The sequence below is a fragment of the Burkholderia stabilis genome, assembly GCF_001742165.1.
Taxonomy (GTDB): Bacteria; Pseudomonadota; Gammaproteobacteria; order Burkholderiales; family Burkholderiaceae; genus Burkholderia; species Burkholderia stabilis.
Map to the genome: position 1 here is coordinate 3,326,273 of NZ_CP016442.1, position 21,308 is coordinate 3,347,580.

Annotated in this window: 18 protein-coding genes and 1 tRNA gene; 11 read left to right on the forward strand and 8 right to left on the reverse strand. The window is 65.7% G+C overall.

The features are described 5' to 3' along the window. Window positions 1-45: 45 nt before the first annotated feature. Together BBJ41_RS15485 and BBJ41_RS15490 are read right to left on the reverse strand one after the other, a co-directional pair. Window positions 46-825 (reverse strand): hypothetical protein, encoded by a 780-nt coding sequence (locus BBJ41_RS15485; RefSeq protein ID WP_069747128.1) that lies wholly within the window; start codon window positions 823-825, stop codon window positions 46-48. Between the two features lie 71 nt (window positions 826-896). Further along, window positions 897-3,092, reverse strand: coding sequence for a hypothetical protein (locus BBJ41_RS15490; protein ID WP_069747129.1), 2,196 nt, complete (start codon window positions 3,090-3,092; stop codon window positions 897-899). A 243-nt stretch (window positions 3,093-3,335) separates the two neighbouring features. Between BBJ41_RS15490 and BBJ41_RS15495 the strand changes: the two genes are divergently transcribed. After that, on the forward strand, window positions 3,336-3,974 hold the full coding sequence (locus BBJ41_RS15495) for a hypothetical protein (RefSeq protein WP_069747130.1): 639 nt from the start codon (window positions 3,336-3,338) through the stop codon (window positions 3,972-3,974). A gap of 56 nt (window positions 3,975-4,030) precedes the next feature. Continuing rightward, on the forward strand, window positions 4,031-4,630 hold the full coding sequence (locus BBJ41_RS15500; RefSeq protein ID WP_069747131.1) for an Lcl C-terminal domain-containing protein: 600 nt from the start codon (window positions 4,031-4,033) through the stop codon (window positions 4,628-4,630). A 109-nt stretch (window positions 4,631-4,739) separates the two neighbouring features. Here the strand turns inward: BBJ41_RS15500 and BBJ41_RS15505 are convergent. The 4 genes from BBJ41_RS15505 to BBJ41_RS15520 form a co-directional block, all read right to left on the reverse strand. Then, window positions 4,740-4,816: transfer RNA gene (locus tag BBJ41_RS15505), tRNA-Met, on the reverse strand. A 155-nt stretch (window positions 4,817-4,971) separates the two neighbouring features. Further along, window positions 4,972-6,630: an MFS transporter gene (locus tag BBJ41_RS15510; protein WP_069747132.1), complete on the reverse strand. Its 1,659-nt coding sequence runs from the start codon at window positions 6,628-6,630 to the stop codon at window positions 4,972-4,974. A gap of 227 nt (window positions 6,631-6,857) precedes the next feature. Beyond that, window positions 6,858-8,405 (reverse strand): sensor histidine kinase, encoded by a 1,548-nt coding sequence (locus BBJ41_RS15515; protein WP_069747133.1) that lies wholly within the window; start codon window positions 8,403-8,405, stop codon window positions 6,858-6,860. 17 nt (window positions 8,406-8,422) lie between these two features. Continuing rightward, window positions 8,423-9,154, reverse strand: coding sequence for a response regulator transcription factor (locus BBJ41_RS15520; protein ID WP_069747134.1), 732 nt, complete (start codon window positions 9,152-9,154; stop codon window positions 8,423-8,425). A 190-nt stretch (window positions 9,155-9,344) separates the two neighbouring features. On the opposite strand from BBJ41_RS15520, the gene recA reads away from it, so the two are divergent. The 9 genes from recA (at window position 9,345) to BBJ41_RS15565 (ending at window position 18,497) form a co-directional block, all read left to right on the forward strand. Further along, on the forward strand, window positions 9,345-10,415 hold the full coding sequence (gene recA / locus BBJ41_RS15525) for a recombinase RecA (protein ID WP_069747135.1): 1,071 nt from the start codon (window positions 9,345-9,347) through the stop codon (window positions 10,413-10,415). Further along, entirely contained in the window at window positions 10,415-11,272 is an 858-nt protein-coding gene (recX, locus tag BBJ41_RS15530; protein ID WP_069747136.1) for a recombination regulator RecX, read from the forward strand. Before recA ends, recX begins: the two co-directional genes overlap by 1 nt. A 145-nt stretch (window positions 11,273-11,417) precedes the next feature. Beyond that, window positions 11,418-12,026, forward strand: coding sequence for a DUF2889 domain-containing protein (locus tag BBJ41_RS15535; RefSeq protein WP_069747137.1), 609 nt, complete (start codon window positions 11,418-11,420; stop codon window positions 12,024-12,026). Window positions 12,027-12,094: 68 nt separating this feature from the next. Further along, window positions 12,095-13,261 carry an ADP-forming succinate--CoA ligase subunit beta gene (sucC, locus tag BBJ41_RS15540; protein ID WP_069747138.1) on the forward strand — a complete coding sequence of 389 codons (1,167 nt, stop codon included), beginning with the start codon at window positions 12,095-12,097 and terminating at the stop codon, window positions 13,259-13,261. A 69-nt stretch (window positions 13,262-13,330) separates the two neighbouring features. Beyond that, window positions 13,331-14,212 carry a succinate--CoA ligase subunit alpha gene (sucD, locus tag BBJ41_RS15545; protein ID WP_069747139.1) on the forward strand — a complete coding sequence of 294 codons (882 nt, stop codon included), beginning with the start codon at window positions 13,331-13,333 and terminating at the stop codon, window positions 14,210-14,212. Between the two features lie 156 nt (window positions 14,213-14,368). Beyond that, window positions 14,369-15,073: a TerC family protein gene (locus tag BBJ41_RS15550; protein ID WP_069747140.1), complete on the forward strand. Its 705-nt coding sequence runs from the start codon at window positions 14,369-14,371 to the stop codon at window positions 15,071-15,073. A gap of 172 nt (window positions 15,074-15,245) precedes the next feature. Then, window positions 15,246-15,761: a pilin gene (locus BBJ41_RS15555; RefSeq protein ID WP_069747730.1), complete on the forward strand. Its 516-nt coding sequence runs from the start codon at window positions 15,246-15,248 to the stop codon at window positions 15,759-15,761. A gap of 161 nt (window positions 15,762-15,922) precedes the next feature. Next, complete coding sequence (locus tag BBJ41_RS15560) at window positions 15,923-17,701, forward strand: PglL family O-oligosaccharyltransferase (protein WP_069747141.1); 1,779 nt, start codon at window positions 15,923-15,925, stop codon at window positions 17,699-17,701. Between the two features lie 445 nt (window positions 17,702-18,146). After that, the gene (locus BBJ41_RS15565) at window positions 18,147-18,497 is read left to right on the forward strand and encodes a TonB family protein (protein WP_069747142.1); all 351 of its coding nucleotides are present in this window, start codon (window positions 18,147-18,149) and stop codon (window positions 18,495-18,497) included. Between the two features lie 101 nt (window positions 18,498-18,598). Here BBJ41_RS15565 and BBJ41_RS15570 read toward each other — a convergent pair whose 3' ends face one another. Together BBJ41_RS15570 and BBJ41_RS15575 are read right to left on the reverse strand one after the other, a co-directional pair. Then, the gene (locus BBJ41_RS15570) at window positions 18,599-19,804 is read right to left on the reverse strand and encodes a hypothetical protein (protein WP_069747143.1); all 1,206 of its coding nucleotides are present in this window, start codon (window positions 19,802-19,804) and stop codon (window positions 18,599-18,601) included. A gap of 250 nt (window positions 19,805-20,054) precedes the next feature. Continuing rightward, a complete protein-coding gene (locus BBJ41_RS15575; protein ID WP_069747144.1) occupies window positions 20,055-21,230 on the reverse strand; it encodes a WD40/YVTN/BNR-like repeat-containing protein in 1,176 nt (391 codons plus the stop codon). Window positions 21,231-21,308 lie beyond the last annotated feature (78 nt).

A 21,308-nucleotide genomic window follows, 5' to 3' on the forward strand; every position in this document is an offset into this window, starting at 1 on the left:
CGAACGCCGACATTGCGGCCTCCGGCGCGCCTCGTGTGACGCCCGCTACCAGCGGATGGCGTACGGGTTGTCGCCGAGTGCCCAGTGCCCGTTGTCGTCGCGCTCGACGAGAATCCCGCTGCGCGCCCAGCCATCCTGTTCGAGATGAGTCGACAGGGAGTCCCTGAGCTCCGGGTTCGCCAGCCACGGCGTTGTGCGTTCATCCGGTTTCCACAGGAAATTGACCCACGAAACCAGATGCGGATTGTCGTCGAACGGATTTTTCATCGGCTCGATGAATTTCTCCACGCCACCGTACGTCACGTGCGCGCAGAACAGATTCATCATGTACAGCGCACGTCCACCGGAGGATGACCCGTCGGGCATCTCCAACTCGCTGTACCGATGGAACGGCTTCCCGAAAGGCGTCAACTCGATATGGCTCAAAGGCGCATTTTTATCGAGCGACTCGTAGTCCGGGTTTCGCATGGTCGGCGTGCCTCTGCCTGCATTGAATTTCACGGTGATCAGGCCGCTGTCGATCAACGCCTGCACGTCGTTTCTCACCACACCGTCTACGCGCAGCAAACTCTTCGCATTGACGTCGGCAGGCAGCTCGGCGCCGGCCAGGCTGACGCAGGCGTTCGTCGGTACCGTGTTCCTGTCCGCGAGCGCGACTTTCAGAATCTCGTCGATCCTGCTTTTGTCCAGCCCGCCCGGCGGTGCAAGAAACCGCACGCCGGCAAAAGCGGCCGCTGCCGCGGCGGTCACGACACCGGCTATCAGCCAACGTTTTTTTGCGCGTCCGCGATGCGTGTCGTTTTTCAATGTCTTGTGTTCCTTCATTCGATTTTCGTTACCTTCGTTGGCGTTTCGATCCGGGCGTCAAGGCGCGATGCAGTGGCGGGAGCCGAGCCTTAGTTGCGGGATTGATCGGGCGTACCGTCCCGCGTCGCGCGATCGCGCAGCGCAGCGGGCAATTGCCACAGCAGCAGTTCGCGATGACCCAGCGCCCACAGCGCCGAACCGTCCCATGAAAAGGCCAGCGCATGAATTTCGTCGTCGCGGGGTAACGACGACGCGTCGAGCTGCAGGGGTGTCCGCCCCTGCGCGACGTCCCAGAGCGCCGCGCGTTGAGTCGGAATGCCTGCTTTGATGGAGGTCGTGCCCATCGCAAGAAAGCGTCCGTTCGCGGAACGGGCGGCGGCCTTGAATGTGTCGGCCTGCCCCAGCAGCGCCGACAGCACGTGTCCGCTCTTGAGATCGACGACGTGCATGCCGACGAAGCTGACGCCGTGCGGCCGGACGTTCGTCACGGAGGGCGGGATGCTGCCGTCGTCCTGGAGCAGCAGCTCGAAGCCTGTCGCGATCCAGTGACCCTGTGGCGACCCAAGGGGCTTGGGCACGCCTTGTGCGATGCCCTTTGCGCTCGCGGGGGCCGGAATGCCGTAGCGCTGCGGTAACGTGATCGTTTGCAGCGTGCGGCCGGTGCGGGCGTCCAGCTCGGTGATCCCCTGCGGGTCCTCGGTCCAGTAGCTCCCGGAGGGCCGCCAGCGTACCGGCCGGATCAGCGGATTGCCGCTGCCGCTGATCTCGTCCATCAACGACTGGCGCACCGACGACAGCGTGGTGACGAACGGCCATGTGCCGTCGGCACCCGGCGGCGGTGCAGCCGGGCGTTGAACGGTCAGGTACTGGGAACCGACCGGGTTCGACGGTTGCTCGCGAAACCGGATGTCGTGCCAGAAATTGGCGGGCAGATCGTCGGCGAGGATCCAGTCCAGATCGCTCATCTGGTAGGTTCTCCAGTCGGTCTCCTTCGGCCAGACGACTTCATAACGATTGACCTTGCGGCTCGCGATGTCGTATCGGTACAGGCTTGGCGCGCTTCGGTCCTCCGGCTGGCCGTCGAACCAGACGGCGCTGCCGTCGCCGTTGATCATCATGCGCCGCGGGCCGTCCTTGCCGTGCCAGACCTCGTCCGCCCGCCACGAGCCATTGACCGCGTGCAGGCGCCAGAGGTACTGCCCCCAGCCGCGGTTGTCGCTCACCTGCGCGCTGAACAGCATGCTGCCGTCCGGCAGGCCGAGGATGTCGTGCGGATACAGCAGCGTGCGTTGCGACGGGTCGGTCACGAGCGTGTCCCAGCGCATGAACAGGGGCTTGAGCACCGGGGCGGTTTGGTCTGGCGTGACCAGCGTGATGGCGGGGGGCGGCATCGACGGTACCGAAGGCAACTGCCACGCGTCAGGCGACGCGGCGATTTCCAGCTTGCCCGGCACGGCGGCCAGTGCGTCGGACAACGCCGTGAACACGTCACCCGGGACGATGGTGACGTCGGCTGTGCTGGACTGGGTCCGGCCGCCGCCGAGCAAGTCCAGATCCTGTAGGGTCAATGCTTTCCACAGGCTGTAGTCGGGATCGGGCCGGGTGTCGTAGCGACGGAGCTGAACGACCGTCGCCGGATGCCCGAACACGGCGCTCACGTCCTGCACTCCCACGAACAGCGCGCTCCGGTACTGGCTTGTGGTGCCGTCGCTGCGATCCTGGCGGGCGTCCCAGTATGCGTAGGTAGCTTGCAGCGCGGGCACGTTGGACCCCTGGAACAAGCGGTCGACGCGTGCGCGGGCCTGGTCCATGCGCCAGTCCAGTTCCTGCCGGGTGATCGCGCCTTGTTGCAGCGCCTGCTGCAATTTCGGCTCGACCGCTTGTTCGGCGATGGCCGCGCGCAGGTCCGGCCGGCGAGACAACAGCACCTTGCCCCACGCGTCCGACAAATCCCGCAACCGTCCGGTGGCGGTGTCGGCTTTCATGGGGCCCATCCGTTGCAGCACGCCCTGCACCAGCGGCTGCACCTGATCGAAGGGGGCGGAGACCAGCAGATACGCGGCGCCGGCATAGGTTTGGCGGCCCGAGCCGTTGTCCCACAGCAGGACTTGCTCGCCTCGGCGGGCGGCCACCTCGAAGCTGTTGTAATGCCCGGTGTCACGCAATTGTTCGAGTCGCCAATGCAGGCCGTCGGCGGTGGTGTCCGGCAGGGGCGCAGCCGGGCAGGCGAGCGGGGTCGCGATGCCGATCAGGCTCAGGAGAACGCATGCGAGACGTTTTTTCATTGACGATGTGCCCGGATGATGCGGAAATTTGGACATTCGATTTTATGTATGGTGCGAAGACATATCGGCCGGAATCCGCTGCCAGGATTATTGCTGAATCTCTGACGGTACTCGAGGACGCGTTGTCAGCCTGGTAATTCCCGTTTGTCGAATGTCTTTGCGAGGGATATTAACTTTTCCTGAGTTCAGTATCCTTGTGTATAGACGTCGGCAGGTGGTGTGTTTTTCTGCGGAAGCGGTGAAATGAAAAAGCGCGTCATCGGGCTATTGTTGTATTCCATTTTCGCCGGCGTGAGTCATGCGCAGATGCAGGCATCGAGGAGCGTCGCGAATCCGGATGCAAGAACCGCAGCGATTCCGCGCGCTTTCAGCCCGACTGCCCGTATCGACGAATACAAGTCGCGCATCGATTTCGATCGAAAATTTGCGACCGACGATGACCGGATGATCGTCGCGTTCGACTGGAGCAAGCTCGCGAAGGAGCGTATTCCCGGCTTCGAGGCGCTGAAGATCGAAAATGACGAACAGCACCTTAACGAAATCGGGCCGCTCGACGGTATCAAGGAATATGTTTTCAACGGCCGCTACGACGGCGCGCGTGTATCGGTCACGGTGGCGCGGGCCAGAGATCGCTTCAGGGCAGCAGATTATTTTTTCAGCGAGACAACTGCATCGTCGATCAAACGGGTTTCGTTCGAGACCGATCCCGATAATCTCGGCAGCGTGTCGGTCCGGAGCATGGCTGCCGGCCCCGGGCGCGGATTCGTGTGGATCTACAGGAATTTGTGCTTCGTCGTGTCAGGCGCCCCTGCCGACGCGGTCCGGGATCTTCATCGACGCCTGCAGGCACTGGCGGAGGCCCATACGGTCAATGCAATGTGATCGCAGATGCGGCGCTGAATGCCGGAACTGCGCGACAACCCTTTCGACGGAAACTTATGGCGATCCTCAATCGTTCAACGAAACCCACGGCGGCCAAAGGGCGCGCCGTCCGGTCTCTCGCATTGCTGCTTGCCGGCATGGTGTCGCTTGCTTCTCATTGCTTCGCCGAAACTGCAAGCAAATTGATCGATGGCCGTTATCTGATCGAGCGTAATGGTGCGGCGGTCAAGGACACGCGGACCGGATTGACATGGATGCGATGCAGCGTCGGGCAGAAATGGGATGGGACGGACTGCCAAGGCAAGCCGGAGCGGCTCACGCTGGCCGATGCCAGGAAACGCGTCGCGGATTTCGATGACGGAGCAGGCAATGCCGGGCGTACGCGATGGCGCTTGCCGACGGGTGACGAGTTGGCGGGGTTACTCCTCTGCCTCCACTCACCGGAGGTCGTGCAGAAAGGGTGCGCCGATACGCCCGCCGGCACCGCGATGCCGGACATTGCATTTCCGGGGATACCCGATCGCGCGTACTGGAGTTCGTCGACGGGTGACGACGGGAGTCCGGTAAGTGTCCTGTTCGATATTTCCGGCCCGCTGTACGGTCTGTCGGACCCAGAGGATAGGATGTTCGCGAGGTTTGTTTCCGTGGGCCGGTGATGTGCGCGGCCTGCGCCGTCGATAGTGCGCGGGCCGAATCGTCATCGCGGCGGAGCGCGATGCAATGAAAAAAGCCGCTGTTCCTTTCAGAACAGCGGCTTTTCGCATTTGGTGGCGAATCAGGGATTCGAACCCCGGACCTGCGGATTATGATTCCGTCGCTCTAACCGACTGAGCTAATTCGCCGAAGAAATCAATTATGGAGTTGAAGCGTCCGGCTGTCAACAGCTTTTTTCATCTCACCTGAAAAAAGTTGCCGATGGCCAGTGCCGGCCTCGTCGCAGGGCGGGTGGCGGTCACCGGAACACGTCCGGCAACCGCCGCCCGTCTGCCCATCGACATCAATCCTGCGCGTAGATGTTCGAGTCCTTCGTCTCCTTGACGAACAGCAGGCCGATCACGAACGTGGCCAGCGCGATCACGATCGGATACCAGAGCCCCGAATAGATGTCGCCCTTCGCCGCGACGATCGCGAACGCGGTCGCCGGCAGGAAGCCGCCGAACCAGCCGTTGCCGATGTGATACGGCAGCGACATCGACGTGTAGCGGATTCGCGTCGGGAACATCTCGACCAGCATCGCGGCGATCGGGCCGTAGACCATCGTCACGTAGATCACGAGGATCGTCAGGATCACGATCGTCATCGGCCAGTTGAGCTGCGCCGGGTCGGCCTTCGGCGGGTAGCCGGCCGCCTTCAGCGTCGACGCGAGCGTCTTGTCGAACGCCGTGCCCTGCGCCTTCGCGTCGGCCGCCTTGCCGTCGAAGGTCGGGATCACCGCGTCACCGACCTTGATCTCGGCCAGCGTGCCGGCCGGCGCCGCCACGTTCTCGTAGTTCAGGCCGGCCTTCGCGAGCGCGCTCTTCGCGATGTCGCACGAGCTCGTGAACTTCGAGGTGCCCACCGGGTTGAACTGGAACGAGCAGGTGGCCGGATCGGCGATGACCGTGATCGGCGCCTTCTGCGTCGCGAGTTCGAGCTGCGGGTTCGCGTAGTGGGTGAGCGCCTTGAACAGCGGGAAGTAGGTCAGCGCCGCGATCAGGCAGCCCGCGAGGATGATCGGCTTGCGGCCGATCTTGTCCGACAGCGAACCGAAGAACAGGAAGAACGGCGTGCCGATCAGCAGTGCGATCGCGATCAGGATGTTCGCGCTTGCGCCATCGACCTTCAGCGTCTGCGTGAGGAAGAACAGCGCGTAGAACTGGCCCGTGTACCACACGACGGCCTGGCCGGCGGTCAGGCCGACGAGCGCGAGGATCACGATCTTCAGGTTCTTCCACTGGCCGAACGCCTCGGTCAGCGGCGCCTTCGACGTCTTGCCTTCCGCCTTGATGCGCAGGAACACCGGCGATTCGTTCAACTGCATCCGGATCCACACCGACACCGCGAGCAGCAGGATCGACGCGACGAACGGCACGCGCCAGCCCCAGCTGCCGAACGCTTCCTCGCCGATGAACGTGCGCACGCCGAGGATCACGAGCAGCGACAGGAACAGCCCGAGCGTCGCGGTCGTCTGGATCCACGCGGTGTAGAAGCCGCGCCGGTTGGCCGGCGCATGCTCCGCGACGTAGGTCGCCGCGCCGCCGTACTCGCCGCCGAGCGCGAGGCCCTGCAACAGCCGCATCGCAATGAAGATCACGGGCGCGGCGATGCCGATCGACGCGTAACCGGGCAGGAAGCCGACCACGAACGTTGAGACGCCCATGATCACGATCGTCACGAGGAACGTGTGCTTGCGGCCGACCATGTCGCCGAGCCGGCCGAACACGATCGCGCCGAACGGCCGCACCGCGAAACCGGCGGCAAAGCCGAGCAGCGTGAAGATGAATGCGGCGGTCGGATTGACGCCGGAGAAGAAGCTCTTGCTGATATAGGCCGCGAGTGAGCCGGCCAGGTAAAAGTCGTACCACTCGAACACGGTGCCGAGCGACGACGCGAAGATCACCTTCTTTTCTTCGCCCGTCATCGGCGAGTGCGAAATTTGCCCGCCTAACGTTGCCATGAATCGTCTCCAAGTCCCTTGATATAGATGTGCGGCCGCCTTGGGAGGGGCGGGCCTGTCGACGATTATTGGCACGGAAACTTACGGCGCACTGACTCGCGCGCATAAAACGGATGCGCGTTAACCCGCGCCGAACCGGGTGCTTCGCGTAGCGAACGTGGTGTGAACGTCCGGCAAAACACCCGTTTCGGCGCTGTCGCGGCGCGTTGCCGCGGTGCATGTCAGGGTTAATCCGGGGCGGTGTCCGACAGCGGCAGGCTGACGCGCACGAGCGTGCCGGCGAGTCGCGGCGCGTGCTGGTAGACGTGATCGTCGAGCGTCAGCGTGCCGCCGTGCTGCGTGGTGATCTCGCGCACGATCGCGAGCCCGAGGCCGCTGCCGTCGCCTTCGCGGCCGAGGATCCGGTAGAAGCGCTCGACGACGCGCTCGCGTTCGGCGGCCGGGATGCCGGGCCCCGTGTCCTCGACTTCGAGATGCACGAGCCGCGCCGCCGGCTCGGCGCGCACACGCACCGTGATGCGGCCGCCGTCCGGCGTGTAGCGGATCGCGTTGTCGATCAGGTTGCCGAGCATCTCGCGCAGCATCACCGGGTTGCCGTCGACGTCGAGCGGCGCATCGTCCGGCGGGCCTTCGTAGCCGAGATCCATCCGCTTCGCGAGCGCGGCCTGTACCCAGTCGCGCACCGCACGCCGCGCGAGCGCGGCAATCTCGACCGGCTCGAACGTGAGCCCGCTCGCGCGATTCTCGGCGCGCGCGAGCGCAAGCAGCTGCGTGACGAGCCGTGCGGCCTGCTCGGAGCTCGTCGCGATCTGCTCGAGCGAGCGCTGCACGTCGGGCGGGACGGGGTGGCGCAGCGCGAACTCGGCCTGCGTGCGCAGGCCCGCGAGCGGTGTCTTCATCTGATGCGCGGCGTCGGCGATGAAGCGCTTTTGCAGCGCCATGTTCTGTTCGAGACGCGCGAGCAGGTCGTTGAAGGAGGTCACGAGCGGCTCGATCTCGGGTGGCGCGCGCTGCGCCTCGACGGGCGACAGGTCGTCGGGCCGCCGCGCGCGGATGTGCGCCTGCAGCGCGTTGAGCGGCGCGAGCCCGCGCGACAGCCCGAACCAGACGAGCAGGATCGCGAGCGGCAGGATCACGAATTGCGGCAGGATCACGCCCTTGATGATGTCGTTCGCGAGCGCGTTGCGCTTGTCGAGCGTCTCGCCGACCTGCACGAGCACCGGCTGCGTGCCGCTCGTTTGCGGCAGTGCGACCGTCGTATACGCGACGCGCACGTCGTTGCCGCGCAGCAGGTCGTCGCGGAACACGACGACACCGGGCGGCGGGCGATCCTCGTCGCGCGGCAGCGGCATGTCGGCTTCGCCTGCGACCAGCTCGCCGCGCGTGCCGAGCACCTGGAAGTAAACACTGTCGACGTTGTCCGCGCGCAGGAAGTCGCGCGTCTGCTCCGGCAGCGTCAGCTCGGCGACGCCGTTGACCGGATGGATCTGCCGCGCGAGCACGTAGGCGTTGGTCTCGAGCGCGCGGTCGAACGGGCTGTTCGCGATCGTCTTCGCGACGAGATAGGTGACGGCGATGCTCATCGGCCACAGCAGCAGCAGCGGCGCGAGCATCCAGTCGAGGATTTCGCCGAACAGCGAGCGCGGGCGCGGGGCCTCGGGCGCATCGGTTTCGTCGGGCGGCGCGAACGGGTTCTCGTAGCGCGCGTCGCGCGCCTCGTCGGCGGCCGACGAAGGCGCGCCGCTCGGGTGGCGGGAATGGGCCGGCGTGGCCATCGCGGCGACGGCCGGCTTCAGCGCAGCGGCGTGCCGGCCACCGCGGGCTGGGGCGCCGTCGTGTCGGCAGGCGCGGCGGCGGGCGCGACCTTCTCGAGGCAATAGCCGAGGCCGCGCACGGTCGAGATCCGGACGCCGCTCGGTTCGATCTTCTTGCGCAACCGGTGCACGTAGACCTCGATCGCGTTGTTGCTGACTTCCTCGCCCCATTCGCACAGATGGTCGACGAGCTGCTCCTTCGACACGAGCCGGCCGATCCGCTGCAGCAGCACTTCGAGCAGGCCGAGCTCACGCGCGGACAGGTCGAGCACGCGGTCGTTCGCATACGCGATGCGGCCGACCTGGTCGAACGCGAGCGAGCCGTGGCGCACGACGGTCGGGCCGCCGCCCGCGCCGCGCCGCGTCAGCGCGCGCACGCGCGCCTCGAGCTCGTTGAGTGCGAACGGTTTTGCCATGTAGTCGTCCGCGCCGAGGTCTAGCCCCTTCACGCGCTCGTCGACGCTGTCGGCGGCGGTCAGGATCAGCACGGGGAGGTTGGAGTTGCGCGCGCGCAGGCGCTTGAGCACGTCGAGGCCGGACATTTTCGGCAGCCCGAGATCGAGGATCAGCAGATCGAATGTCTGCATCGACAGCGCGGTATCGGCGTCGACGCCGCTCTTCACGTGGTCGACCGCATAGCCCGATTGGCGGAGTGACCGGGTGAGGCCGTCCGCGAGTATGCTGTCGTCTTCGGCGATGAGAATTCGCATGTTGCTGACCGATGGCCGGCAGGGCGTTCGCGCCGGCGCGGCTGTCTCCGAAGTGATTCGTGTACAACGCAGCCTGCATTGCGGGCTTGCATAAAACACTGTTTTTTTATACAGTGTCTGCATTCGTGGGCGGCGCTTGAAAGCGGGCGCGCCTCTAACAGACGCTGCTCATCATAGCAAAGGACGATTCATGGAAGATAGCAAGAAAGGCTCCGGGATGACCGCCGAGAAGAGCAAGGCGCTTGCGGCCGCACTCGCGCAGATCGAGAAGCAGTTCGGCAAAGGGTCGATCATGCGCATGGGCGACGGCGAGGCGGCGGAGGATATCCAGGTCGTCTCCACGGGCTCGCTGGGTCTCGACATCGCACTGGGCGTCGGCGGCCTGCCGCGCGGCCGGGTGGTCGAAATCTACGGTCCGGAATCGTCCGGTAAAACCACGCTCACGCTGCAGGTCATCGCCGAACTGCAGAAGATCGGCGGCACGGCTGCGTTCATCGACGCCGAACACGCGCTCGACGTTCAGTACGCGTCGAAGCTCGGCGTGAACGTGCCGGAACTGCTGATCTCGCAGCCGGACACCGGCGAGCAGGCGCTTGAAATCACCGACGCGCTGGTGCGCTCGGGCTCGATCGACATGATCGTCATCGACTCGGTCGCGGCGCTCGTGCCGAAGGCCGAAATCGAAGGCGAGATGGGCGATTCGCTGCCGGGCCTGCAGGCGCGCCTGATGTCGCAGGCGCTGCGCAAGCTGACCGGCACGATCAAGCGCACGAACTGCCTCGTGATCTTCATCAACCAGATCCGGATGAAGATCGGCGTGATGTTCGGCAACCCGGAAACCACGACGGGCGGCAACGCGCTGAAGTTCTATGCGTCGGTGCGCCTTGATATCCGCCGGATCGGCTCGATCAAGAAGAACGACGAGGTGATCGGCAACGAAACCCGCGTGAAGGTCGTCAAGAACAAGGTATCGCCGCCGTTCCGCGAAGCGATCTTCGACATCCTGTATGGCGAGGGCATTTCGCGCCAGGGCGAGATCATCGATCTCGGCGTGCAGGCGAAGATCGTCGACAAGGCGGGCGCCTGGTACAGCTACAACGGCGAGAAGATCGGCCAGGGCAAGGACAACGCGCGTGAATTCCTGCGCGAGAATCCGGAAATCGCACGCGAGATCGAGAACCGCATTCGCGAATCGCTCGGTGTCGTTGCCATGCCCGATGGCGTAGTCAACGAAGCCGAGGCGGTGGACGAAGAAGAGTGATGGTCGGGCGCCGAGGTCAGGCTGGCGAACCGGAGGAGAGCGACACGCCCGAAACGGCGGGTCGCTCCGGCCGGCGAGCCGGGCCCTCGGGTGCTGATCGGCGGGGCGCAGGCAGCAACGCAGCGAACCGCACCGCGACGAGGGCATCCGAGGATGCCCTCGTTTCGTTTGAGATTGCCGCGCCCGACGATCCGTTCGAAGACGATGAGTCGTTCGACGCGCACGATCGCTCGCGCCGTCGCGTGTCCGGTGTCAGCTTCCCGGGCGATCGCGCACCGGATGGAGCGGCGCCGGCCAGGGAAGATGTCTATACGCGCAGCAGCCAGCATCCACGCCGCACGCGCCATGCGCCTGGCGCGGCCTCCGGCGAGGATCCGGGCGCCGGCGAGCGCAAGTCGTCGAAGCCGCCGCGTTCGTTGAAGGGCCGCGCGCTCGGTTATCTGTCCAGGCGCGAATACAGCCGCACGGAACTCGCGCGCAAGCTCGCGCCGTACGTCGGCGAAGACGAATCCGTCGAGCCGCTGCTTGATGCGCTGGAAAAGGACGGCTGGCTGTCCGACGCACGCTTTGCCGAGAGTCTCGTGCATCGCCGCGCATCGCGCGTCGGCGTCGCGCGCATCGTCAGCGAGCTGAAGCGCCATGCGGTCGGCGACACGCTGGTCGAAGAGGTGAATGCGCAGCTGCGCGAGACCGAATGGACGCGTGCGCAGGCGGTCTGGCGCAAGAAATTCGGTGCACTGCCGCAAACGCCGGCCGAGCGTGCGAAGCAGGCGCGCTTTCTCGCCGCGCGCGGCTTCTCGAGCGCGACCATCGTGAAGTTGCTGAAGGTCGGCGACGATTTCCCGATCGACGACTGACCGGCCGGTCGCGCGCGTGCCGCGCGATTTTGCTGCAATGCAACCGCTTCCGGACAGGCGGGAATACCCGCCGTCGCGTCAAACTGTCTCAAATACCCAATATGCTAAAATCCATGGGTTTTCCTCTTCGGCCTCAACCTCCAGCATGCCGCTATCCGAGCCCGTGCCCCGTCAGTTGCGACATCGACGCGCAATCCGAGCGGAAGCTTACGAGCGCGGCGACGGCTTGTGGGACATCGAAGCCTGCCTGACCGACCACAAGCCGCGCGATGTCGCGCTTGCGTCGGGCATCCGGCCCCAAGGCCTGCCGATCCACGAACTCTGGCTGCGCGTGACTATCGATCGTGAACTCAATGTCGTCGACGCCGAAGCGTCCTCGGAATGGGTGCCGTATCCCGGTCAGTGTCAATCCGCTCCTCCCGCCTATCGGGCCCTCATTGGGCTCAATCTCTTCCGCCACTTCCGCCGCGATGCGAACCGACTGCTGTCCGGTGTCGCAGGCTGCTCCCATCTCACCGAACTGTGCGCCGTGCTGCCGACGGCAGCGATCCAGGCGTTCGCCGGTGACGTGTGGAACGTGCGCGAGGAGGGTGGCGAAGGGCCGGATCACGCTAGCGCACACGACGAACCGCCTTTCCAGCTCGGCCGCTGCCGTGCGCTGCGGTTCGACGGCGAGGTCGTGCGGCAGTACTACCCGCGCTGGTATGGCGCGGAGCGGCCGAACGTGCCCGGTGAAGGCAGCACGAAGGAATGAACGGAAATCATTCGAAGAAGCGTCTTAAGCGACTTTTCATCCAACTCTCAGACTGAAGGGAATCACGCATGAAGATTCACGAGTACCAGGGTAAGGAAATCCTGCGGAAATTCGGAGTCGCGGTACCGCGCGGCAAGCCGGCGTTCTCGGTTGACGAGGCCGTCAAGGTGGCAGAAGAGCTGGGCGGCCCGGTTTGGGTCGTGAAGGCTCAGATTCACGCGGGTGGCCGTGGCAAGGGCGGCGGCGTGAAGGTGGCGAAGTCGATCGAGCAGGTTCGCGAATACGCGAATCAGATCCTCGGCATGCAGCTCGTCACGCACCAGACCGGTCCGGAAGGCCAGAAGGTCAACCGTCTGATGGTCGAAGAAGGCGCCGACATCAAGCAGGAACTGTATGTCAGCCTCGTCGTCGATCGCGTGACGCAAAAGATCGTTCTGATGGGTTCGAGCGAAGGCGGCATGGACATCGAAGAAGTCGCCGAAAAGCACCCGGAACTGATCCACAAGGTCATTGTCGAGCCGTCGACTGGCCTGCTCGACGCTCAAGCCGACGACCTCGCCGCGAAGATCGGCGTGCCGGCTGCTTCGATTCCGCAAGCGCGTGCCATCCTGCAAGGCCTGTACAAGGCCTTCTGGGAAACCGACGCATCGCTGGCTGAAATCAACCCGCTGAACGTCTCCGGCGACGGCAAGGTCATCGCACTCGACGCGAAGTTCAACTTCGACTCGAATGCGCTGTTCCGTCATCCGGAAATCGTCGCGTACCGCGATCTGGATGAAGAAGATCCGGCTGAAATCGAAGCGTCGAAGTTCGACCTCGCGTACATCTCGCTCGACGGCAACATCGGCTGTCTCGTGAACGGCGCAGGCCTGGCGATGGCGACGATGGACACCATCAAGCTGTTCGGCGGCGAGCCGGCGAACTTCCTGGACGTCGGCGGTGGCGCTACGACCGAGAAGGTCACGGAAGCATTCAAGCTGATGCTGAAGAACCCGGACCTGAAGGCGATCCTCGTGAACATCTTCGGCGGCATCATGCGCTGCGACGTGATCGCGGAAGGCGTGATCGCCGGTTCGAAGGCCGTGAACCTGAAGGTGCCGCTCGTCGTGCGCATGAAGGGCACGAACGAGGACCTCGGCAAGAAGATGCTGGCCGACTCGGGCCTGCCGATCATCTCGGCGGACAGCATGGAAGAAGCTGCGCAGAAGGTCGTCGCGGCTGCCGCAGGCAAGTAAGCGCGCGCTAATGAACACGCATGGCGGCGCGGTTTGCACGCGACGCCAATCGAACAGAGGTCAAAATACATGTCGATTCTGATCAACAAGGACACGAAGGTCATCACGCAGGGCATTACCGGCAAAACCGGTCAGTTCCACACGCGCGCCTGTCGTGAATACGCAAACGGCCGCGAAGCATTCGTCGCGGGCGTGAACCCGAAGAAGGCCGGCGAAGATTTCGAAGGCATTCCGATCTACGCAAGCGTCAAGGAAGCGAAGGCAGAAACCGGCGCGACCGTGTCGGTCATCTACGTTCCGCCGGCAGGCGCCGCGGCTGCGATCTGGGAAGCGGTCGAAGCCGATCTGGATCTCGCGATCTGCATCACGGAAGGCATCCCCGTCCGTGACATGATCGAAGTGAAGGACCGTATGCGCCGCGAAGGCCGCAAGACGCTGCTGCTCGGGCCGAACTGCCCGGGCACGATCACGCCGGACGAGCTGAAGATCGGCATCATGCCGGGTCATATCCACCGCAAGGGCCGCATCGGCGTCGTGTCGCGTTCGGGCACGCTGACGTACGAAGCGGTTGCTCAGCTGACGGCACTCGGCCTCGGCCAGTCGTCGGCAGTCGGTATCGGCGGCGACCCGATCAACGGTCTGAAGCACATCGACGTGATGAAGATGTTCAACGACGATCCGGAGACGGATGCGGTCGTGATGATCGGCGAAATCGGCGGTCCGGACGAAGCCAATGCGGCAGAGTGGATCAAGGACAACATGAAGAAGCCGGTCGTCGGCTTCATCGCGGGCGTCACGGCGCCCCCGGGCAAGCGCATGGGCCACGCCGGCGCGCTGATCTCGGGCGGTGCGGATACGGCCGAAGCGAAGCTGGAAATCATGGAAGCGTGCGGCATCACCGTCACGCGCAACCCGTCGGAAATGGGCCGTCTGCTGAAGAAGGCGCTGTAATATTTCCACGTGGGTTCGTCCTGCAGAAAACGCCGGCTTTGCCGGCGTTTTTTGTTATGCTCGCGCAATGAATTCGTAAGCACCGGGCATGCATCGCGCATGTGCCGGCGATGAACCGGGCCGCCCGCCAGGCGGCCAAGCCCTGCACATCTCCCCATGCTCGAATTCCTGACATCGCTGCACTGGGGCGCCGTTCTCCAGATCGTCATCATCGATATCCTGCTCGGCGGCGACAACGCGGTCGTGATCGCGCTCGCCTGCCGCAACCTGCCGGCGAACCAGCGGCTGCGCGGCGTCGTCTGGGGCACCGCGGGGGCGATCCTGCTGCGCGTCGCGCTGATCACGTTCGCGGTCGCGCTGCTCGACGTGCCGTTCCTGAAGTTCGGCGGCGGGCTGCTGCTGCTGTGGATCGGCATCAAGCTGATGGCGCCGGCCGCCGACGCGCACGACCACATCAAACCGGCCGACCGGCTGTGGGATGCCGTGAAGACCATCGTGATCGCCGACGCGGTGATGAGCCTCGACAACGTGATCGCGATCGCCGGCGCGGCCGAGCAGGCCGATCCGTCGCACCGCATCGCGCTCGTGATCTTCGGGCTGGTCGTCAGCGTGCCGATCATCGTGTGGGGCAGCACGCTGGTGCTGAAACTGCTCGACCGCTTCCCCGTCGTCGTGACGCTCGGCGCCGCGCTGCTCGGCTGGATCGCGGGCGGGCTGATCGTGCACGACCCGGTCGGCGATCGCTGGCCGGTGCTCGATACGCCGGCTGCGATCTACGGCGCGAGCATGGCCGGTGCGCTGTTCGTCGTGGCGGCCGGTTATGCGCTCAGGCGGAGCCGCGGCGTGCCGGGCGCGCACTGACTGGCCGTCCGGCCGACTGCCGGGTTCGCGGCCCGCTGGCTACGATCGATACGCCTGCCTGTACCGGCAGGCGTTTTTCGTTTCCGGAGCCTGCCATGTTCGAAGCCTTTTCCGTTTCCCTGTTCCGTCGCGTCGTCGCCGATCTGCGGCGCGCGAACCGGCCTGCGCCGCGCTGGCGGCCGGCTTCACGCTGATCGAGCTGATGATCGTCCTGGCGATCGTCGGCGTCGTCGCAGCCTATGCGATTCCCGCGTACCAGGACTACCTCGCGCGTTCGCGCGTCGGCGAGGGGCTCGCGCTCGCGTCGTCCGCGCGCCTCGCGGTCGCCGACAACGCGGCAAGTGGCGCGAGCCTCGATGGCGGCTACAGTGCGCCGGCCGCGACCCGCAACGTCGAATCCGTGGCCATCGACGACGAGACCGGCGAGATCACGGTCGCGTTCACCACCCGCGTTGCCGCGTCCGGCGCGAATACGCTGGTGCTCGTGCCGTCCGCGCCCGACAACGCCGACACCCCCACCGCGCGCGAGTCACTCAAAAAGGGCGCGATGCAAGCCGGCGCGATCACGTGGGAGTGTTTCGCCGCCGGCAAGGACGCATCGTCGTTGCCGGCGCCGGGGGCCGGGCCGGTGCCGGGCACTGCCGCGACGTTGCCGGCGAAATATGCGCCGGCCGAGTGCCGCGCATAGCGCTGGAGGAGGGGGGCGGCGCGCACCGCGCTCACGGCGTGCGCACCACCGCGCTTTGGTCGGGCGGGGCGGCCGTCCTCCCGCGGGTCGCGGTGCGGCCGCCCCGCACAGAGGGGGGAAAGTTTTGTATAGTGCGCCGGTTGCTGACATCCGGTTCGCTCATGCCTTCTACTTTTTCCCGTTCGTTGTCGCTCGTTGCGCTGGCTGTCGCCCTGATCGTGCCGTACGCGATCACGAATCACACGTATCCGATCCCGACCTTCTATTCCGAGTTTTCCGCGCTGGTGCTGTATCTGCTCGTGGGGCTGTCGGTCGTGCTGCTCGCACGCACGGAGCGCCCGGCCGAGCCGTTTGCCGCGCCCGCCGCGTTCGTCGTGCCGCTCGGGTTCGCCGCGGTGCTCATCGCGCAGGTCGCGCTGATGCCGCTCAAGGTGCCGTCGATGAACTGGCTGGCGGCCGGCTATCTCGCCGCCGCGCTGGTCGCGATGCAGGCCGGCTACGCGCTCGCGCGCGGCGGGCTGGCCGAAGCCGTTTCGCGGATGATGGCGGGTGCGCTGCTCGTCGGCGGCGTGTTCGCGGTCGGCACCCAGATCGTGCAGTTGTTCCACCTCGAGTCGGCCGTGTCGCCGTTCGTCGTGATGTACAACGTCGCGATCGATCGCCGCCCGTACGGCAACATGGCGCAGGCGAACCATCTGGCGACCTACATCGCGTTCGCGCTCGCGGGCGCGCTGTATCTCGTGCAGACGCGCCGGCTCGCGGTATGGGCATGGTTCGTGTTGTCGATCGTGCTGTCGGTCGGTCTCGCGCTGACGGTGTCGCGCGGGCCGTGGCTGCAGGTCGCGGTGATGGTCGTCGCGGGCTTCTGGATGGCGTGGCTCGAATCGCGCCGCGCGCCGGGCAATGCGCGCGCGTGGCTGATCCCGGTGGTGCTCGCGGTGGCGTTCATCGCGGTGAACGTCGCGGTGCGCTGGGCCAACGTGCACTATCACCTGAATCTCGCGGAATCGGCGGCCGACCGCATGCGCGACGCGGGGCAGATCGCGCCGCGCCTCGCGCTGTGGAAGTACGGGCTCGCGATGTTCCGCGAGCACCCGCTGCTCGGCGTGGGCTGGGGCGAATTCCCGTCGTACCAGTTCGCGCTCGTGCGTACGCTCGGCGGCGTCGAGATCGCGAACAACTCGCACGACATCTTCATCGACCTGCTCGCGAAGTCCGGTCTCGCCGGTCTCGGCGTGCTCGCGGTTACGCTCGTGATGTGGTTCGTGCGTGCGCTGCGCGCGCCGCAGTCGAGCATGCGCGTGTTCGGCTTCGCGCTGATCGGCATCCTGCTGATGCATGCGCTGGTCGAATACCCGCAGCAGTACATGTTCTTCCTGCTGCCGGCGATGTTCGTGATCGGGCTGCTCGACGTGAAGCCGCTGCGCATCTTGCCTGGCCGTGCGGCATTCGGGCTGTTCGCGGTGCTGTCGTTCGGCGGCGTGCTGGCGGCGGTGCCCGTGCTGCGCGACTACCAGCGTGCGGAAGTGCTGTACTACGGCAACGACCCGGCCGCGCAGTACCGCGACGCGCCGTCGCTGCTGTTCGGCGCCTGGGGCGATTACGGTGCGGCGACGTTGCTCGCGATCTCGCCGGAAGACTTGCCGGCCAAGCTCGCCGCGCATGAGCGTGCGATCGCGCTGCTGCCCGGCGAGACGGTGCTGCGCCGCTACGCGGCGCTGCAGGCGTTGGCGGGCCGCGAGGCCGACGCGCTCGATACCGTCGCGCGCCTGCATGTGTTCGCGAAGGAACTGAAGGACTGGCCGCAACAACTGGCTGCGCTGTACAAGCTGTGCGACCAGCAGCCGGCGCTGAAGGGGTTCAAGGCGGCTGTCGTCGCGAAGTACGGGGAAGTGCCGGCCGCCGTGGACGACGATTCTGACGACGACGATTCGGAGTAACGCGTGCCGCGCCGGAACGGGGAATTCCGGCGCTGCCGCGGCGCGATGGTGTCCGGCAAGGGGCGGGCAAAACGCTTCGGCGTGAACCCGGCAACCCCGGGCAGGTGGCGATTGCCTCCTGGATGCGATGGATTCCGGTCAAATGCCGGTGATTCGCGTCAACCATTGTCAAATCGCCGCCACCGGCGGGGTGGCGCGTGCACAATGCGCGAAAGCAATCGCGTGCCCGCCCGCAGATGGCAGGCGTGCCGCGCGAATGCAGTGCCCCGGTTATCCGGGAAGCCCGCCAAGTAGGATCGCGGCCGTGCATCGATCGGTCGCGCGGCCGTAACGGGGCGCCGGTCCGATGGCCGCGGCGCAATGCGGCGCTCGCGACGCAGCCGGATGAAGTCTTTCGGTGCGCGGCGTACTCGTCCAGAACAGTGCTGAAGAACGATATTCGACCATGGCTATTCGCTCGACCTACCTGATCCTGCCCGCCGTCGCGATGCTGTTTTCCGGCTGCGCGATGCTGTCGTCGTCGCAGGAAAGCAAGCTGACCTGCCACATTCCGCGCGCCGTCTACCCGGATACCGCGAAGCCGCTCACGCGCCCGGCGACCGTGCTCGTGCGCGCGCTGATGACGACGTCCGGCGAAGCGCAGAACGTGACCGTGACGACGAGCAGCCGCAATGCGGCGGCGGATCGCGCGGCCGTCGATGCAATGACGCACGCGACCTGCGTGCAGACCGGTGCGACCGCGAACCCGTTCCTGCTTACGCAACCGTTCGTGTTCGAGCCGCGACGCGGCGAATGATGCGCGACCGGCGCGGCTGGCTCGCCGCTTTCAGGCCGCACCGTTTCGCATAGTCGTTGACAGCCGCTATGCGCGGCCGTCGTACCGTGCGCGTGCGCCGTTCAGTGCTGCGGCATCAGGTTCGCGCCGCGGCAGGCCGGCTCGGCCGAATTGCGCAGCCCGAGCAGCGTGAACCCGTTGCGCTCCTGGCGAATCAGCGCATAGCGCCGCGCGACGGTTTCGCCGCTCTTGCCCGTCAGATCCAGTTCGACCTGAAAGCGGTCCTTGCTGTCCGAGCATCCACGCACGGGGCCGTACGCGAACCCGGTGTCGGGCGCCTTCTTCTCTGCGTTGAACGCCTGCCGGGCTTTCAGCGCGGCAGCTCCGGCGGCGGGCTCGCTCCACTCGCGCGCAAGCGCATCGTCCACCTTCAGCCATTCGTCGACGAAATCGCGGCCGTTGAGCGCCGCGGGCTGCACGCGCTCCACGGTGTCGCCGTCGACGCGATAGCGGAAGATGCCCGGCCGCGTCATCACTTCGCTGTCGAGCGAGCCGACCGTCGTGCGCAGTTCGAAGCCGTCGGGGCGCACCTTGAACCGGATTGCGTCGTCGTCGATCACGTAGCCGTGTTCGGTATGAAACAGCGTGCGTTGCGCGGTCGAGCCGCTTGCGGGCGCCAGGACGTCGGCGCCGAACCCGCTCCAGCGCGACGAGCACCACGGCGTGCCGTGGACGACCGCGACCTGTCCGCCGGGCAGCGCCGAGAACCAGAAGCCGCCGCCGTAGGCGCCGCCGATGTCCTTGTAATCGTCGGCCTGCCAGCGCAGCACACGCCGCCAGCCGCCGTTTTCCCATGCGTACGCGGTCAGCAGGTTGTCGTCGCCGCAGGCGATGTCGAAGCCGGCGCGCACGAAGAGGAGCGGGCGCGCCGTGCCGTCGCGATTGACGTCGACGGTCGGATTGCCGCCGAACACCGATTCGCCGCCTTTCGGCGAAGCCGGTTGGGCGGGGGCGGTGAGTGCAGCCGCCAGCGTGCGTTTCAGCGCAGCCGGGTCGACGTGTTCGTCGCTGCACGCGAGCCGCGCGTCGATCGCGCCGACGAGCGCCTGTTTGTATGCGCGGATCGCGTCGCGCAGCGGCGGCGTGACGTCGACGGTGCCGCCGCCGTCGCCCTGTGGATTGCGCACCTGCTGTACGCGGTGTTGTGCGTCGCGTGCGGCACGGGCTGCGGTGTCGGCGGCGGGGCAGGTGCCGGCGGCGAATGTGGTGGCCGGCAATGCGCCGGCGATCGAAAGCGCGAGTGCCGCGCGGGTCAGCATTTTTTTCATCGACGTTTTGCTTCGTTCTTTTCGTTCAGGACGGAAAGGGGCGGGCCGGCGTCGCGACCCGACGCGGTAGCGTGAAACCCGGGCAATCCGGCCGGACGCGCTGAACGCGCCATCCAACCCGCGCCGCGCCGTCAACCCGCGTGTGCGTCGCCATCGTGCAAACGGTACGGACGACATCTCGCGGCGGCGCGTGATCGTCACGATCGCGCCGCCGCAGCGAGAGCCGGCCGTCGAGCCTACCGGCGCGCGGTCAGAAGGTTCGCTTCTTCAGCGTGTACGCATGCAGCCAGTACAACGTGTTGGTCTGCGCGTCGAAGTAGCCGCCCTGTGCGGTCTTGTCGGTCGTTTGATTCCACGACTTGCCGGCGTCGGTGCTGCTGAACGTCAGGTCGATCGGTGCGCCGCCGCCGCGGCTGTCGCTTCCCGTGTTCGGGTCGGTTGCGTAGACGAGCAGGAGGCCATTGCGACCGATGCTCATGCTGTCGAGTGTGAGCTTCTCGTCGAACGTGCGCAGTTGCTGCACGGCCTCGGGATGGTCGTTCGTCCATGTGGAAATGGCGCCCGTCCGGTGGCCGGTGTCGCGGCCCTCGCCGTTTTCCGGCCGGTCGAGATGCGACAGCGTGTACAGCGAATAACGTGATCCTGATTCTGGCGTGGTGTCGAGCGCAGTGACGACCTGGCCTGGCAGCACGGTATCTGCCACGAACGCGTGCTGCCCCCAGTCGAGCCGGTCGACCACGCTGTGAGCCGGTGCTTCGGCAGTCTGTGCGACATGGTAGGCGATCCGCAGAACACCGTCCGGGCCAAGGCTGATTGCATTGAAATCCTGGCGCGTCTCGCCGCCGACGTGGGCATCGGCAGGCACGTCGATCGCCTGCCACGTGTTTCCGCCGTCCGCCGTCCGCCATATGCGGGGGCCCCAGCCGGCCGCGTAGCCGCGTTGCGGATCGAGAAAGAGCAGGCGGCCGATGTTCTGGCTTTCGGGCCATTGAAGTTGCGACCATGTCTGGCCGCCATTACTCGATTTCCACAGCTTGGTGGTTTGCGGCGCGTCGCCGCCTTGCGCTTCGGGAGCCTTGTAGTTCATCCATGACGTGCTGATGAACTGAACGGTCCAGTCCGGCGAGTACCACCAGGCGGCATCCTGGCCGACCTGCTGGAAATGGCGCTTCATCCCGCCGTCGATGGTGCCGCGGAAGAAGCTGATCGTCATGCGGTTCAGCAACTCGCCGGTGTCGTTCATCCATGCTTCGGTCGGCTCGGCCCGCTGGGGCTCGTCCGATTCGGCTTGGGGCTTGAACGTCACTTCGGGATTGGCGAGCTTGATGCTCATCACGTCATTGCCCTTGATGCGGAAGTTGCCACCGCCATACGGCGTGTCGTCCCGCATGAAGCTTGTCGAAATCGTCTCCCAGCCCGTCGTCATATTTACGTACCCGTATGTTGCAATGGCCAGGGCAACGAGGCCACCGGCGATCCATTTCCAGCGCTTGTGTTTTCGCAT

Excerpts from the sequence above, each read along its gene's own strand:
- BBJ41_RS15485 (WP_069747128.1), bottom strand. The coding sequence starts at position 825 with ATGAAGGAACACAAGACATTGAAAAACGACACGCATCGCGGACGCGCA.
- BBJ41_RS15490 (WP_069747129.1), bottom strand. The coding sequence starts at position 3,092 with ATGAAAAAACGTCTCGCATGCGTTCTCCTGAGCCTGATCGGCATCGCG.
- BBJ41_RS15495 (WP_069747130.1), top strand. The coding sequence starts at position 3,336 with ATGAAAAAGCGCGTCATCGGGCTATTGTTGTATTCCATTTTCGCCGGC.
- BBJ41_RS15500 (WP_069747131.1), top strand. The coding sequence starts at position 4,031 with ATGGCGATCCTCAATCGTTCAACGAAACCCACGGCGGCCAAAGGGCGC.
- BBJ41_RS15510 (WP_069747132.1), bottom strand. The coding sequence starts at position 6,630 with ATGGCAACGTTAGGCGGGCAAATTTCGCACTCGCCGATGACGGGCGAA.
- BBJ41_RS15515 (WP_069747133.1), bottom strand. The coding sequence starts at position 8,405 with ATGGCCACGCCGGCCCATTCCCGCCACCCGAGCGGCGCGCCTTCGTCG.
- BBJ41_RS15520 (WP_069747134.1), bottom strand. The coding sequence starts at position 9,154 with ATGCGAATTCTCATCGCCGAAGACGACAGCATACTCGCGGACGGCCTC.
- recA (WP_069747135.1), top strand. The coding sequence starts at position 9,345 with ATGGAAGATAGCAAGAAAGGCTCCGGGATGACCGCCGAGAAGAGCAAG.
- recX (WP_069747136.1), top strand. The coding sequence starts at position 10,415 with ATGGTCGGGCGCCGAGGTCAGGCTGGCGAACCGGAGGAGAGCGACACG.
- BBJ41_RS15535 (WP_069747137.1), top strand. The coding sequence starts at position 11,418 with ATGCCGCTATCCGAGCCCGTGCCCCGTCAGTTGCGACATCGACGCGCA.
- sucC (WP_069747138.1), top strand. The coding sequence starts at position 12,095 with ATGAAGATTCACGAGTACCAGGGTAAGGAAATCCTGCGGAAATTCGGA.
- sucD (WP_069747139.1), top strand. The coding sequence starts at position 13,331 with ATGTCGATTCTGATCAACAAGGACACGAAGGTCATCACGCAGGGCATT.
- BBJ41_RS15550 (WP_069747140.1), top strand. The coding sequence starts at position 14,369 with ATGCTCGAATTCCTGACATCGCTGCACTGGGGCGCCGTTCTCCAGATC.
- BBJ41_RS15560 (WP_069747141.1), top strand. The coding sequence starts at position 15,923 with ATGCCTTCTACTTTTTCCCGTTCGTTGTCGCTCGTTGCGCTGGCTGTC.
- BBJ41_RS15565 (WP_069747142.1), top strand. The coding sequence starts at position 18,147 with ATGGCTATTCGCTCGACCTACCTGATCCTGCCCGCCGTCGCGATGCTG.
- BBJ41_RS15570 (WP_069747143.1), bottom strand. The coding sequence starts at position 19,804 with ATGAAAAAAATGCTGACCCGCGCGGCACTCGCGCTTTCGATCGCCGGC.
- BBJ41_RS15575 (WP_069747144.1), bottom strand. The coding sequence starts at position 21,230 with ATGACGACGGGCTGGGAGACGATTTCGACAAGCTTCATGCGGGACGAC.